Source organism: Moorena sp. SIO3H5 (genome assembly GCF_010692395.1).
In the GTDB taxonomy this organism is placed as follows: Bacteria; Cyanobacteriota; Cyanobacteriia; order Cyanobacteriales; family Coleofasciculaceae; genus Moorena.
Genome location: NZ_JAAHHS010000188.1, coordinates 1 through 14,212, shown reverse-complemented (window position 1 = coordinate 14,212; position 14,212 = coordinate 1). Strand labels below are relative to the sequence as shown.

The window sequence follows — 14,212 nt, the reverse complement described above, 5'->3', positions numbered from 1 at the left end:
GGGACTAACCCTGCCAAAACCACTGAAGACTTACCACTTCCCGACGCACCCAGCACCGGAATAAAATTACGGGTTTGACTTGCTTCAACAAGTTTTTCTACAAACACATCACGCCCAAAGAAAACCTTAGCATCATTGGGACCAAAATGAAACAAACCTCGATAAGGACAAATAATTTTTTGAACAGGTGTTTTGTCAGACTCGACAGGTTTACCCCTTATAGCTTCTCTATAGTAGAAGTAATTGTGTATGTGTATGACATCCCCTGTATAATCTCTGCCAGCAATACCACCAAGATTAGAGTTATTAATATCATTATTCATTGTAATTAGTGTTTGTCATACATTTAATTCTTAAATAAGGAATATGGATAGCGTTACTTAATAATAGAATGATTTTAAGAGTTTTGTGGAACAGGCATCTTGCCTGTTCCTGATCTTTTCTGGCAGGCAGGATGCCCACTCCACTAATATTCATTCAAAGATTCAGAAGTGCCTAAAATTAAGGGTTTCTCCACCCTTCAATAATTCTAATTGCTACATTCAAATATGAGTTATCAAGGAATTCTTCAATTGCTGCTTGACCACCTTCCTTGAGAGCATGAATTAGCCTTTCCTTCTTGGTTGGTGTAATGGCTGCACTGACAAAAGCTTCTTGCTGTTCCTCTGTAGCAGTAGGGTTGGTTTGCTCTAGTTGTTTGAGTAATTGCTGAATTTCAGCTGCTGCTTCGGCTAGATTGTTGCCAGAAGCAGGGTTATGTATAACATTCCCATTATAATCTCTCCCAGCAATACCACCAAGATTAGAATTATTGACAAGATTAGATTTATTGTATTGATTACCTTGAATGTTAGACATAGTATTAACCTTAGGATTATTAGCTTTAATTTTATCTATATCAAAACTCTGTGAATTATCTGACATATCATTATCCGCTTGAACTGTATTTGTAAGATTTATTGTAGGATTCGATAACTGATTACTAGTGAAAGCAGCTCTAACAATTTCCTTAACATCCTTGAGATGACTTCTTTCTGCTTCTAGCAGAGCCGTTTGTTTCGCTGCTTCCAGCCTAGCTTCATAAACTGCCAAAAATTCTCTTTCAACTTTACCCTTATCTGTTGATTCTGGAACTTCCAACGTCAGTAAAATATCATTGCCCTTCCTCTCAATTCCTTGAATCGAATCACCAGTAATTTCAGGATTTTCCGCTATTAATTCTTGAAAGGATTGACGAAATGCTTCTGGATTAACCCCATTACGCAGAAGAATCTGCACCGTATTCATAACCTGCTGATAAAGCTTCTCAAAATCCCCTGGTTGAAAAACCCGATTAGGGTCATGGGGGCGGCGCTCTCGACTTCCCATCGCATTGGGATTCTCTAGTAAAAACACATACTGACAATCAACATCAGTAAAGCTAGTTGTTGAATCAATATTCCACGCTTCTAAACAAGCCCCCGTAAAATAAGCATGGGTAAAATCAGTACCAACTGCTTGAGCTTCCGTTAAATTAGCCCATTCTAAATTAGCATCCTCTAAAATTGCATCACTAATATCAGCCAGTTTTAGATTAGCTTTATTTAGATTAGCTCCTTTTAAATTTGCCCCCCTAAGATTACCCTTAACATAAGAATTATTGTAACCGTTACCACTAACCAATAAATCTCTGACAGCTGTATCAGCTAAGATAGTATTACCTAGTCTTGCTTGGTCAAGCTTAATAGTATTGTGCCAACAAGTATAAGTAAGATTAGCTTCTCTTAAATCTGTACTTTTGAGGGTAGCTCCAGTAAAATCAACATTAGTTAAATCGGCTTTGTAAAAACTAGTACCTCCTGTGGCGGCAAAAGCAATAGCAATAGTACGAATCCAGGCATCTTTGAGGTCCCCCTTTAGAGCACGCCAGCCCAGGTAAGTCCCAAGTAAGGCTAGAACTATAGTTATAACTCCGGCTAACTCTCCAGCAAAAGCTCCGGAAAAGGTAAAGGCTACAGCTCCGGCAACGGCAAAGGCTACAGCTCCGGCAACGGCAAAGGCAAAAACTCCGCCTACGGCACCGGCACCAGCTACCCCTAGAGCTTGGGTAAATCCCACGACTACGGCAGCAGCACCAGCTCCGGCTCCGGCTCCGACTGCGCCTACAAACCCGGCAACGCCGACTAAAGCTCCTGTACGGGCACCGGTTCCGGCTCCAGACACGGTTCCAGCAACGGCTAGAATCAAAGCTCCGGTTCCGGCAATGCCTATGGCCAAAGTTCCAGCTTTTTCCATACTTTGACGAAGGGTAACAATAAATAAGAAAATTATTACAACCAAAGCTATCCAGGCGAAGACTTGCTCTACCACGCTTTGAGAGGTAAATATAAGCGCTACTAAAAACCTACCAGAGAAGCTGGTAAATCCTGATACTCCTGACGTTATCCATGAAAGCAACAGAAGAACAATTACCCACCGTTTTTGTAATCCCGCCTTAGCCCTACAAAACCTAGTATCCCTTAAGATAGCATTCTCAAAATTTGTGCCTCTAATATCAGCTTCACTAAAATCCGCCCCTGAAAGGTCTTGCCCCTGAAACGATTGACCTCTAAGATTTTCCCTGCGGAAATCCCTTTCTCCTGCTGCATACTTTTCCAGAACTTTATTAGCTTTCATCAGCCATAGTCATATATGTAGTAAAGGGAACAGGTAAGAAGGAATAGGGAACTTTAGTTAGATAAGTTTAGTCTAAGAAGCAGTTATTGTCAATAAATGGTAAATACTTCTTAATAAACCTTGCCTTATTGTGTTGATTAATCTACAGACTGTTTCGGACAGAAACCCACAAATACGTTGTTATAGCTGAAACCGAATTCTACCGTTGCAATACTCCGTTCGCAAAGGCGATGGGCTACGGCCAATCGCCTTTGGCTGCGCGTAGCCCATCGCACCATTCCCTTGAAACCTTATTCTTTTTAATTTTTTCTCTATCTTGAATACTTAGCTGTTATCTGCCCTTTTGCCAAAGCTTGGCCGTTAGCAAAAAATCCGACCATCGCTCCTGGCGCATTTACATCTAGAGGCAAAGTTTGATCTGGCATGGCATAAACTGTGAAAATATAACGATGGGCTTCATCACCTTCTGGTGGGCATGCACCGCCAAAACCGTTAGAAGCAAAGTCTGTTTTTCCTTCCACTGCGCCTTCTGGTAAGTCAGCCTTTTGTCCAATACCTTCAGCAAGGCTTGTTACAGAAGCGGGAATATTAAAGACTGTCCAATGCCACCATCCTGAGCCTGTTGGTGCATCTGGATCATAGGCTGTTACTATATAGCTCTTTGTGCCCTCTGGCGCACCGCTCCAAGAAAGTTGTGGTGATAGATTGCCGCCCTCACAGCCAAAACCCTTATAGACATGATCGAGGGATAATATATCGCCTTCTTTAAAGCTGTCCGAAGTCACCGTTAGTTCTACGCTTTTAGCCAGCACGGGATAAGAGAGTGCTGATATGGATAACAGAACTGCTACTAAAAATATCTTAATTTTGTTTGTCATGATTATACCTTTCTTTTTTATGGAGATGGGTTTGAGAGTTCGATTAGATTTTGATCAGGATCACGCACGTACACTGATCTCAAAGCTGATACGGCTCCAGTTCTATAGACAGAACCCTCTATAATTTCGATGCCGCTTTGCTCAAGCTCTTTGATAACCTCATCAAGCGGTGTATCAACAATGAAACATAAATCGGCTGAGCCTGGCGTTGGCGTTTGTGCCTTTGGCTCAAATTCTTGGCCAGCTTCATGAAGATTAATTTTTTGAGAACCAAATATCAGAGCTTTTCGGTTATTGCCGAAGGTCACTTCTTCCATGCCTAAAGCTTTATAAAAAGCGAGAGTTAAATCCAGAGATTTAACCGTTAAAACAAGATGGTCTAGGCTACGTATATGCATGTCATGCCTCCTTTCTGCCAAAGAGTAAATCCCAAAGGCCGGTTATTGCATTATGGTAGAATTCTGGTTTCTGATACGCGCGTGCAAGTAAAAACGCGCCTTGAACATTGGCTATAATTGCCCATGCTGTGTTGTGATTTTCTTCATCAGATTTGGACTTAAAATGTTCAAGTGACTTTAAGCATGAAAATAAAAGTTCATGAAGCGTATCAAAGTATTCGATCAATGATCCTCTTAATTCATCAATCTGCATGGCCTCTGCATCATAAGCCATGCGACCCATTTGACAGCCATTGATCTTTTTTTGAGGGCGATTGAGGTATGTATGAATTTGATCTTGCGGCTCTGTATCCGTTGCAAAAATACTATCTCTTAATCTATGTAATTTTCTTTCCAGAACTATCGCGAGGGTTTGAGCCGCTAAGTCGGGCTTACCTTCAAAATGATGGTATAGGCTACCTTGGCCAACACCGCTTTCACGCATGATCATCTTCGGGCTTGTGGCAGAATACCCTTTATCCCAAAGCAAAGTCTCTGTTGCGCTTAGTATGGCCTCTTTTGCAGAACTCATTTTAAATCCTTTGCCAGAAAATAATCATTGCACTTTAATAGCATACCTACTAGTATGTAGTATATTTGCTAGAAAGTCAAAGTATTTTTGGCGCTTCGCCCATTCAAGCTCACAGCGCAGGGGGGGCAATTGTTTAGGCTTCAAAGCAAGTTGATGTAGGGTGGGCAGTGCTTAATACAGATCAGCTGACAAAGCCCCTTGGTAGCCACTGCCCACCATAGGTGTAACCGCAAATTAATTTTAGTTGATGTAGAGTGGGCAGTGCTTGATACAGATCAGATCAGCTGACAAAGCCCGTTGCTAGGCACTGCCCACCATAGGTGTAGCCCCAATCAAAAGCTAAATGCTTACAAAAAAAAATAGCCGTAGAAATACTATCCACGGCTATATCAATACTGTAAACGCTATGTCATGTCTATCAGTTTCCGAATCAATCCCGATGTGATCCTACCGGACCAGACCGGGGGGGAAACCCCCCCATAAATTTAACCTATTAACGCCAAGTTTGATACTTGGTTGCAAAAGTAATTACTTGCCCAGGAATCCCCGTTGCCTGCAAAGGGCTCCAGTCGGAAACCGACCCATACCCCAGTGCAGAAAGGCCGTAAATAGTATTCATTACTGCTTCAGGAGAGCCCTTAATGCACTTAATACGTTGTTTCTTAGGATTATTGTCGTGATTCGGAATAAAGTCTGTAGACATGAGTAAAAAACTTAATTACGCTTACAATGATTATTATAATGATTATAATTTTAGTTGTCAAGGGAATGAAGAATGGTGAATTAAGAATTCAACCTTCAACCTTCAACTAAACAACCTTCAACTAAACAACCTTCAACCTTCAACTAAACAACCTTCAACCTTCAACTAAACAACCTTCAACCTTCAACTAAACAACCTTCAACCTTCAACTAAACAACCTTCAACTAAACAACCTTCAACCAAAGAACCTTCAACCAAACAACTTTATACCTTCAACCTACCCTTCTGAACCTTCAAAATAGCTAGCACTAAGATCAAGCTCTGAACTCCCTTGGACAATAGCAGTTAGCTCATTTCCTAGGAATATTCCTGTACCTGACGGTAAACCAATCGGCGCTGAACCCAAGCGATAATCACTTTTAGAACCACCAAGTTGAATAACATCCTCGGTAGTATCAAAATCCGTAATCAGAGCATAGTCATCATTCCCTGCTTCATCATATTGAATCACAGTAGTTTCAGGGAAAAATTGAGACTTTCCCCCTAGCACTAATCTATCGGCTCCCTCCCCACCACTAAGAGTATCAATGCCACTAGTATCACTGACTTTGATAGTAGTAGAGTTACCGTCTTTAGACAAGAAAATACCTCCACCTGTGAGAGTGTCATCCCCTAATCCGCCAGAAATCGAGTCATCTCCACTAAGGCCAGCAATAATGTCATTACCTTCCCCACCATCAAGAGTATCATTTCCTATTCCACCTAAAAGAATGTCATTATCTTCTCCTCCAGAAAAGACATTATTACCACCACTAATGCTAGTCAGAATGTCACTACCCTTACCACCGTTGAAAGTCGCACTGATTGCTCTACTTACCAGAATGTCATTGCTTCTCCCTCCAGAAATCTGATTTCGACTAAAGCTGCTATTCAACGAAGAAATGCCGACTCTAGATTTCAAAAGCGATGCAGCGCGGTCTTGGGGGTTTCCACGGGGCTTACAAGGTGCGGACGCAGGTTCCGCACACAGCCCCTCCCCATGAGCGACTGCATCAAGAAAGGCAAGAGGATTGAATTCCTCTAGCTTAATGCCAAACTCAGATCCAGAAAAAAATCTATCGTCACTTCCATCAAATAAACTAATTCTAGATAAAAACATTGTTTTTACTCCTTAAGCTGTTGTGCATTTAAACTGTATATTAGTGAAATCACATTAAAAAGATAGAACCCAGTCCCCTTTTGCCTTTTGCCTTGCTAAAATTTAGTAATCGAGCCTAATCCTAATATGTTTCTAATTACGGTTTTGGGATTGCCGTAATAATTGATATTTCCTAAGCCAAATACACTAGCACTAAGCTCTTCAGTGGCATAAACATCGACTTGAGAAGCACCAAATAGGTCAACCTTAGCTTTTATAGAGGAAAGATTTTTACCATTGACATCAACCGCTCCATATACCTTGAGATAGAGCTCTTTGGTCTTGCCATATAGTTCAGTCTTACCGCTACCATTTCCCTTAATATTTAACCGCTGATTATTGACATTGTAAACTTTCACATAATTAGCGCCATGGGTAGATAGTTGCTCGATGCTTTGGCTAGATGCTTTAATTTTTAAGACGGTTTTAGGAGAAATACTTTTTTCAGGATAAATGAATAGGGTATTATCCCTTACTTCTGTAATAATTAAGGGCAAGATATTATCATCACCGCTAATTTCAAGATTGGTAGTTTGCTGACTAACTAGTTCAATCTCATAACTACCACTAACGTCAATCGCAGTAAAAGGGCTAACTTTTCTGCTTTCCGTTTTTAAAACACTACTACCTTGAACACTCATGGTATTAAGCTGACTAACAACTGGTGCTTTAACTGGATCAATCCAAATAATATCTAACCCACTAACAGCTAATGCTAGTAAAACAGGTATCTTAGATAACATTGTTTTTTTACCAACCTCCTTTTGCTTAAGTTCAGCTACTCCTTAGCTACTCCTTAATTGCCAGGATTCATGTGCTTTCTTTGTAAGTCTTCAGCAGTCAGTAGTCAGCTATAGCGTTTATAGGATTTATGAGGTACGCTTTTCAAGCTCAAAGTCCCCCTTGATAAGGGGGATTTAGGGGGATCCATTTGTACCTCATGGCATATAAAATTGCTATATCACCTATTAGTTGACTGCTGACTACTGACTGCTGACTACTGACTGCTGACTACTTATCTATCATTTTTTTGAATTTAACCAAGAAAGTCAAGCTGATCAAGGAGATTGTTTAGACCCAACTAAAGACCTTAAGTCTTCAACAATTACCTGGACATAAATTCTGTTAACTCTGTTGTCATATGCTGATATAAAATCAATCATTTTTGGACGCAAGTAAACTATTTATATCTATGTATTAACTTAAAAAAAATATCCTTAACTCTTATTATTAGCCTGGTATAACTTCAAAAAAACCTAGACACAAGCTTCTGATTTAGGTCTAATCAATCCCTAATTACTATTGAATTTTATATTCCAATATTTAAAAATGAAAATTACAGGACTAGACAATTAAAAGTCTAGGGAGAATGTCACCTTTGTAATTAGGTATATAGATCCCCCCTAACCCCCCTTAACAAAGGGGGGGATTAGATTCAAAAGTCCCTTAACAAAGGGGGAATTAGATTCAAAAGTCCCTTAACAAAGGGGAATTAGATTCAAAAGTCCCTTAACAAAGGGGGAATTAGATTCAAAAGTCCCTTAACAAAGGGGGATTTAGATTCAAAAGTCCCTTAACAAAGGGGGAATTAGATTCAAAAGTCCCTTAACAAAGGGGAATTAGATTCAAAAGTCCCTTAACAAAGGGGGGAATTAGATTCAAAAGTCCCTTAACAAAGGGGTAATTAGATTCAAAAGTCCCTTAACAAAGGGGGATTTAGATTCAAAAGTCCCTTAACAAAGGGGGAATTAGATTCAAAAGTCCCTTAACAAAGGGGAATTAGATTCAAAAGTCCCTTAACAAAGGGGGGAATTAGATTCAAAAGTCCCTTAACAAAGGGGGAACTAGATTCAAAAGTCCCTTAACAAAGGGGTAATTAGATTCAAAAGTCCCCCTTACTAAGGGGGATTTAGGGGGATCTGAACCAGGGATTAACAAAATTGACATGCTCCCCAAAGTCTAATCCTGTATCTAATCTAATCGCAGTTGACTTCAAATAAATGTAGTCAAGGAGTAAATCAAATGAGTAAGATCAAAATATCTGAATTACATGCTGCTGGCTCTGAACTGTTTCATGATTCTGAAAGCTTTCTCAATGAGCTAACTGATGAACAGGAAATAGATTCTGTATTGGGGGGATTTCATATACCATTCAGCAAACGCACAATTCCTTTCTCTAAAACCTTCCCAATCAAAACTTTCCCAATCAAAACCTTCCCAATCAAAACCTTCCCAATCAAAACCTTCCCAATAATTCGTACCAGAATACCAAGAAAAGTTCACTAACATGGTGTTGGTAAATTAGAGTTACCTTAATGGGTGATTGTACCAAATTTTTCCATTAATCCGACCTAATTAACCGACAATACCATAGGGTATTACCTGTTAGTTTATTGATAAACCCCCTAAACTAAAAGCAAGTTTAGGGGGTTTTTTATTTTATAGTTTATATCAGTGGTATAAGGGAACAGGGAACAGGGAACAGGGAACAGGGAAAAGAGAAGAGGTAACATGGCAAAAATTATGTATACCTCATTAGGCTAAAAAATGCTATACTCCCTGAGTAAACTAATGCGCTACGCGCAGGCTAGGCCAACAGCTTAAGCTGACTCCTGACTGCTGATAACTGACGGCTGACTGCTTACGAATTTTCTACAGGATTAGTCTGGCTTTGCTCCTGTAACCAATTCTGAAATAGGGATTCTAAAATTGCCTCTCTAACTGATTCACTTAGTTCCGTTGGAAACCACTTCTCAACTCTGAGAATGTGATAGCCAAGTTTAGTTTGAATCGGTCCGATCACTTCCCCTTCTTTAGCGTCATAAATCCCTTTAGCAATGTCTTGGGAAAGTTCTACTAGAAAGCGAATCCCCACAAAACCGCCATTTTCTTGAGACTGTTTGCCCTTCGAGTGTTCCAGTGCTAAAGCACAGAAAGAAGCGTTGTCATAGCGGAGTGCTTTAACTATTTTCAAAGCCTGGGCTAGGTCAACCACAAGAATTTGAGAGAGGGCGACTCGTCTATAGTTTTCGCGATTGCTAAGATAATTGCCATCCACAGCTCCTCCAAACAGATGCTCTTTTAATTTCTTCGTCAACAGCTGGACTTTAATTCCTTCAGACCACTCTTCTACAGTAATCCTCTGCTGAGAAAACCAACTATTTGTTTCAGTAACCCCTAGCAACTTGTGCTCTACACGAAAAGCATCTCCAGCCGCTTGCCATTCCTGATCGGAAACGGTAATACTAAATTCCTCACACAGATCTAAAATCAAAGCATCTTGTTCAGCTAAGCTAGCAATTTCAGCAAATTTCCTGGAACGGCGCAGGTAAGTAATAATATCTGCATCCGTTACTGGAGATGTTTCTACTACTACCGGTTTTTCTAAGGTTTCTGTCGTTTGTGTCATGGTTTTTTGTGATTAATCAATGGTGTAGTGTAACAGTATAAATTCTGATAGCTATCAGCCGTCAGCTGTCAGCCGTCAGCTTAAAATAAACCTCAAAAGGGAAAATTTAATAGGCTGATTAGCTTTGTGGCACAGGCTTCTAGCCTGTGACATAACGGCTAACTATCTGTTTGATCCACTAACAACAGGATCACGTTGGTAAATCAAGCGTTCAGCTGGGATTTCTTCAATATTGATGCGGTTACGATGTAAATCGCCATAGAGATTGAGATAATCTAGTTCAGCTTGGGTTAGTTTGCCTTTCTGAATGCCTTTGATTGCTGCATCAACTTCTTCACGAGAGCTCCAACCTGCCAAGGCGACATCTACACAGTTCTGACTTAAAGAATAGCGATATAAATCTGGTACTGAAGGTGTCCAGCAGTCTTCTGGTATATCCTCTGGGGGAGTCCAAAGAAGAGTCTGCATTCCAGCTGACTTAAAGGTAACAATACCCGGTCGCTGGGGGTCTTCGGGAGCTAGATCCGCAAACACCTTTTGCTGAGCAGTGCGGTGAGCAACGTTATGGCGAACCATGGCCACATCTAATAAAGGGCTATTTAGCCACTTTCGGGCAAGATCGTGGTCGTGGAATGACGCACCAATATAGCGCACAGCACCCATTTTTTTGAGACGTTCTGAGGTTTCAAATACTCGTTCTATGGTGCGCTGATAAACTGTATTGGGACCGCGCAGATCGTTAGAAATATTCAAGCATTTCTCAAAATTATCCCCATTTTCAGCATCAATCCAACCCCAAAAAAATATATCAATGTAGTCAATTCCCAAGTCTACAAACTGATCGTATAGATAAGTCAATATGGTATCAGGATTTCTGGTCATATAAGTTACCGTTGCCAGAACTACCTGCTCTCGAACTGAGGAACCCCGTCCACAAAGCTGGCGCAGCGCCCCAGCCATAGAACTGTAGAGATAGTGATGTAGATCGCTGGAGTAGAAGAAGTAGTTGATTCCTTGGTCAAAGGCGTAGAGAGTATCTTCACTAGAAATGTGTCCCCCACCACCCAATCCCAGACAGCTCACGGTTAAGTCAGTGCGTCCCAGTTTGCGGTAAAAAGGTAAATCTGACTTTGGGAATTTAACTCTATCAGAAACCGTTTCTTTAACAGGGGATGGGGTGAGGGTGCTGGTCAGATCAGTTAGCTTCATAACTCTAAGGGAGTATAGATGTCTTCAGATTTGGCATTTAGGTAGCACTGCTGCAATTCAATCTCCAACAAAGAGAACTGTTGAAGAATTGCTGCCATGCGAGCTTCTGGAGAATCGTCACCTTTGTGGTGAGCTTCCAATAAGCCATTAGCAACAATTTGACAGCGGTTCATGCCAAAACTTTCTTGGTCAGCAAATTTCTGGTCTGGTTCTTCCGCTAACCCCAATCCTGGCGCTAGGAATTTGGTGAACAGGGGTACTTCTGGCTTAAAATGGGATTGGTGTTGTTTATAAACCTTCCGAAGCACTAACCGCACTGCTTCATAGTCGTTGTTGTCAAAGTAGAGTACTCCTGAGTCGTAGCGGTTGTAATCCTCAGGATTATAGAGAACCTTAAAAGAGAATGGCACCGAGATTTGATTTAACTGTTGCGTCAGGCTACCCATTACCGCCACTGCACCTTCAGCAGTTAAGTTGAAGTAGATGCGGACAATTTCCCCTTTACTATCTTGATGCCCATGGTCATAGGTACCCAGATTCCCGACTGCCATATAGAATCCGTTTTGTACCAGATTCGGAGGTAGCAAGACCGCAACGTCGTCCCCAACAGCGGGAGATTGTGCTTCTGGTTGTAAATGCTCCTCCGGATCGATATGTAGAGTTAACCCCCCCTTATTTACTGCCAGAGTGCCATCACTTTCTTGCCTTAGCACTAGCCAATCCGGGTCAAAATAGCCCTGACCAGTATTGCTTTCATCCAATCTTTGGTAGAATTTTAAATCTATCCCCAGGTAAGTATTGTTTTCTAAATTTTGGTGCAGTGTCAGGTCATCTGAATCGCCATTGAGGGCTAGAGCATCTTTTAGGGAACCGTTGTAGTAAAGCCCGTAGAGAAAACTCCGCAGTTGCAAACTCAGATACTTTTTTTGCAAGTCTAAGGACAATTCCCCAAAACGTTCTACTGCCTCCGCTGGAAGTTCCAAGGGTTTGTAATCTCGATGGCGAATAGAGAAGTTGGACTCCTGAATCTCAAGCTGCTTTACCATATCTTCTAGGGCAGTTCGCAGCTGCTCAGGTACAGCATCTGGCAGTTGATTTGGTAGTGATTCAAGTAATTGCATAGTGTTGTGGTTTTAAAATTGTTATTTGTTATAGGAAAGGGAACAGGGAACAGGGAACAGGGAACAGGGAGTAGGGAGTAGGGAATAGGGAGTAGGGAGTAGGGAGCAGGGAAGAAAAATGATCACAATTCATTTAGGAGCGTTGCTGAATTAAGGAATGAATGCGCGATCATCTGGTTTTATTAAAGCCCCCTAAATCCCCCAATTCTGGGGGACTTTAAGAGTTTTGTTCCCCCCAAAATTGGGGGGCTAGGGGGGCGAAACCATACCCAGAATCAGCAACGCCTCTCTATTGCCTATTGCCTATTGCCTACCTTGACTTTAAACGTGGTGCAAGATCTGATTAAGACCAATCAGTTCTGATTCCTCGATACCAAAAACTGTTCGGATGGATGCTTCTGGACGGCATAATAAACTCTTGGCTACTTGAAGCATGCAGATTCCTGTATTCCCAAAGGATTTCTGGTACTCAATTATTGACTGGATGGTTTGAATCAAGGCTAGACCAGAAAATTGCATCACTCGCTGCAAAAAATTAGGGTAGCGCTCTAAAATTTCAGGAAAGCGATCGCAATAAGTCCGAATCAGGGCAGCTATGGAAGGTTGGATCTGTTCCAGGGGAGTCATCGCTAGATTCAATGCTTCTTCGATATCAATCGATTTACTAACCGCTAGACTACTTAGCCAGATGGTCAGGTAACTGGTGATAATTGAACCTAAATCAAAAGCTGGGTCTCCCCAACTAGAGCGCTCCCAGTCAATTAGTCTAAGTCCAACGATGCCATCTGACTCTGGGGCTGACGTTGCTTGCTCCCAATCGTTGGGTAACAGGATATTGTTCAACTTCAGGTCATTGTGAACCAGACAACAAGCATCAAAACTATTACTCAGTTTAGCGATCGCTTTTCCGAGGCTATCGTAGCGCTGATAAAGAGCAAAGAATTTCAGACCATCTGCGGGTACTTGACTAAATATTTCCGGACCAATTCGTTCCAAATTATTGGTCATATTCTGAGCCTGAGCCGGGGATGGAGCTGCTGATTTTTCCGAAAAAAAGTCCTGATAGTCCTGACTACCTAAGGTAGCACGATGAATACTAGCTAGCATCGCTCCAATTGAGCTAGCGATCGCTTTCGGAAAAACATTCTCCTTAGCGTAGAACTCGGTTAGGTCTTGATAGTCACTCAGATAGTTAAAAACAATAATGGAATTATCTGGATCGAAATGGAGGACTTCAGGTAGCCAAGACCCAAGGTGACTCACCTCTGGGAATTGTCGTAAAAACTCTTGAGAGCGCCATTCCTTCACAAACTCACCTACGGTTTCACCGTCTTGGTAGTAAGGCTCTTGTTTAACTAGGAGCTTACGACCTTCTGGTAAGGTCAGGAGCAAATTAAAGTTCTTGGCAGACTTGGGTTCAATTTTACCCAGATCTTTTTCCTGTTGATTACAAATTCCCTGCTCAATCAGGTACTCGAAAACATTTTTAGAACTTAATAAAAATGCCATAGTTTTTTTAAACTAAAAAATTAACAAAAAAAATAATTGCTGTTCGCGTAGCGTGCGCCTAGCGCATTATCTTACCCCTCATTAATTATTTATCTTTATTTATTCAGACCAAAAAGTCAATAGAATTACCTTTACTTTTTGGACATAAGGTCTTGATTAAAGTCTTATGGTTAGGGATTTTTGCAAATAATCAATCGGAGCCACAAGGACTCCGAATAAGCTGAGATATTGGGTAAGCATATGCGCTACGCGCACGCGTGCGCGTTCAGCTATCAGCTAATGCGCTACGCGCAAGCTACGCGAACAGCTAATGCCCTAGGCGCAAGCTACGCGAACAGTTTTTGAATAAAACAGCTAACCATTTGTTTAATCTGAGTTATTTCCCAGGGTCGTTCGCACAGCGTGGCCATTCGCGTAGCGTGGCCTAAAGGCCAAGGCCAAAGCCTGTGCCACAAAGCACCTCAAGTAGCCTGAGCCTTTGGCCTTTGGCTGACGGCTGAGCGCTGACCGCTGAACGCGCACGCGTGCGCGTAGCGCTTATGCTTACCAACCGACTAACCG

Annotated in this window: 14 protein-coding genes; 1 reads left to right on the top strand and 13 read right to left on the bottom strand. The window is 41.5% G+C overall.

Going from position 1 to position 14,212, the window contains the following annotated elements:
• The 9 genes from F6K52_RS19885 to F6K52_RS19845 all read right to left on the bottom strand — a co-directional run.
• Nucleotides 1-323 (bottom strand): hypothetical protein (locus F6K52_RS19885; RefSeq protein WP_293081388.1); only part of this gene is annotated, 323 nt, incomplete at its 3' end.
• A 178-nt stretch (nt 324-501) separates the two neighbouring features.
• Complete coding sequence (locus F6K52_RS19880; RefSeq protein WP_293081384.1) at nt 502-2,655, bottom strand: pentapeptide repeat-containing protein; 2,154 nt, start codon at nt 2,653-2,655, stop codon at nt 502-504.
• A gap of 137 nt (nt 2,656-2,792) precedes the next feature.
• A complete protein-coding gene (locus F6K52_RS19875) occupies nt 2,793-2,933 on the bottom strand; it encodes a hypothetical protein (protein ID WP_293081381.1) in 141 nt (46 codons plus the stop codon).
• Nucleotides 2,934-2,966: 33 nt separating this feature from the next.
• Complete coding sequence (locus F6K52_RS19870; RefSeq protein WP_293081378.1) at nt 2,967-3,533, bottom strand: YbhB/YbcL family Raf kinase inhibitor-like protein; 567 nt, start codon at nt 3,531-3,533, stop codon at nt 2,967-2,969.
• Between the two features lie 17 nt (nt 3,534-3,550).
• Nucleotides 3,551-3,931 (bottom strand): VOC family protein, encoded by a 381-nt coding sequence (locus F6K52_RS19865; RefSeq protein ID WP_293081375.1) that lies wholly within the window; start codon nt 3,929-3,931, stop codon nt 3,551-3,553.
• 1 nt (nt 3,932) lies between these two features.
• Nucleotides 3,933-4,502 (bottom strand): TetR/AcrR family transcriptional regulator, encoded by a 570-nt coding sequence (locus F6K52_RS19860; RefSeq protein ID WP_293081372.1) that lies wholly within the window; start codon nt 4,500-4,502, stop codon nt 3,933-3,935.
• A gap of 493 nt (nt 4,503-4,995) precedes the next feature.
• On the bottom strand, nt 4,996-5,205 hold the full coding sequence (locus tag F6K52_RS19855) for a hypothetical protein (protein ID WP_293081370.1): 210 nt from the start codon (nt 5,203-5,205) through the stop codon (nt 4,996-4,998).
• A gap of 277 nt (nt 5,206-5,482) precedes the next feature.
• On the bottom strand, nt 5,483-6,364 hold the full coding sequence (locus F6K52_RS19850; protein WP_293081368.1) for a calcium-binding protein: 882 nt from the start codon (nt 6,362-6,364) through the stop codon (nt 5,483-5,485).
• A 95-nt stretch (nt 6,365-6,459) separates the two neighbouring features.
• Complete coding sequence (locus tag F6K52_RS19845) at nt 6,460-7,146, bottom strand: head GIN domain-containing protein (protein WP_293081365.1); 687 nt, start codon at nt 7,144-7,146, stop codon at nt 6,460-6,462.
• Between the two features lie 1,279 nt (nt 7,147-8,425).
• On the opposite strand from F6K52_RS19845, the gene F6K52_RS19840 reads away from it, so the two are divergent.
• Entirely contained in the window at nt 8,426-8,689 is a 264-nt protein-coding gene (locus F6K52_RS19840) for a hypothetical protein (protein WP_293081363.1), read from the top strand.
• A gap of 355 nt (nt 8,690-9,044) precedes the next feature.
• On the opposite strand, the gene F6K52_RS19835 is transcribed toward F6K52_RS19840, so the two are convergent.
• From F6K52_RS19835 to F6K52_RS19820, 4 genes are all read right to left on the bottom strand, one after another.
• Nucleotides 9,045-9,812 (bottom strand): peptidylprolyl isomerase, encoded by a 768-nt coding sequence (locus F6K52_RS19835; RefSeq protein ID WP_293081360.1) that lies wholly within the window; start codon nt 9,810-9,812, stop codon nt 9,045-9,047.
• 162 nt (nt 9,813-9,974) lie between these two features.
• The gene (locus F6K52_RS19830) at nt 9,975-11,021 is read right to left on the bottom strand and encodes an aldo/keto reductase (protein WP_293081358.1); all 1,047 of its coding nucleotides are present in this window, start codon (nt 11,019-11,021) and stop codon (nt 9,975-9,977) included.
• On the bottom strand, nt 11,018-12,142 hold the full coding sequence (locus tag F6K52_RS19825; RefSeq protein ID WP_293081355.1) for a T3SS effector HopA1 family protein: 1,125 nt from the start codon (nt 12,140-12,142) through the stop codon (nt 11,018-11,020). Before F6K52_RS19825 ends, F6K52_RS19830 begins: the two co-directional genes overlap by 4 nt.
• 321 nt (nt 12,143-12,463) lie before the next feature.
• On the bottom strand, nt 12,464-13,651 hold the full coding sequence (locus F6K52_RS19820) for an aminoglycoside phosphotransferase family protein (protein ID WP_293081352.1): 1,188 nt from the start codon (nt 13,649-13,651) through the stop codon (nt 12,464-12,466).
• Nucleotides 13,652-14,212: the final 561 nt, after the last annotated feature.

Excerpts from the sequence above, each read along its gene's own strand:
- F6K52_RS19845 (WP_293081365.1), bottom strand. The coding sequence starts at position 7,146 with ATGTTATCTAAGATACCTGTTTTACTAGCATTAGCTGTTAGTGGGTTA.
- F6K52_RS19855 (WP_293081370.1), bottom strand. The coding sequence starts at position 5,205 with ATGTCTACAGACTTTATTCCGAATCACGACAATAATCCTAAGAAACAA.
- F6K52_RS19880 (WP_293081384.1), bottom strand. The coding sequence starts at position 2,655 with ATGAAAGCTAATAAAGTTCTGGAAAAGTATGCAGCAGGAGAAAGGGAT.
- F6K52_RS19870 (WP_293081378.1), bottom strand. The coding sequence starts at position 3,533 with ATGACAAACAAAATTAAGATATTTTTAGTAGCAGTTCTGTTATCCATA.
- F6K52_RS19850 (WP_293081368.1), bottom strand. The coding sequence starts at position 6,364 with ATGTTTTTATCTAGAATTAGTTTATTTGATGGAAGTGACGATAGATTT.
- F6K52_RS19875 (WP_293081381.1), bottom strand. The coding sequence starts at position 2,933 with ATGGTGCGATGGGCTACGCGCAGCCAAAGGCGATTGGCCGTAGCCCAT.
- F6K52_RS19820 (WP_293081352.1), bottom strand. The coding sequence starts at position 13,651 with ATGGCATTTTTATTAAGTTCTAAAAATGTTTTCGAGTACCTGATTGAG.
- F6K52_RS19830 (WP_293081358.1), bottom strand. The coding sequence starts at position 11,021 with ATGAAGCTAACTGATCTGACCAGCACCCTCACCCCATCCCCTGTTAAA.
- F6K52_RS19840 (WP_293081363.1), top strand. The coding sequence starts at position 8,426 with ATGAGTAAGATCAAAATATCTGAATTACATGCTGCTGGCTCTGAACTG.
- F6K52_RS19860 (WP_293081372.1), bottom strand. The coding sequence starts at position 4,502 with ATGAGTTCTGCAAAAGAGGCCATACTAAGCGCAACAGAGACTTTGCTT.
- F6K52_RS19825 (WP_293081355.1), bottom strand. The coding sequence starts at position 12,142 with ATGCAATTACTTGAATCACTACCAAATCAACTGCCAGATGCTGTACCT.
- F6K52_RS19835 (WP_293081360.1), bottom strand. The coding sequence starts at position 9,812 with ATGACACAAACGACAGAAACCTTAGAAAAACCGGTAGTAGTAGAAACA.
- F6K52_RS19865 (WP_293081375.1), bottom strand. The coding sequence starts at position 3,931 with ATGCATATACGTAGCCTAGACCATCTTGTTTTAACGGTTAAATCTCTG.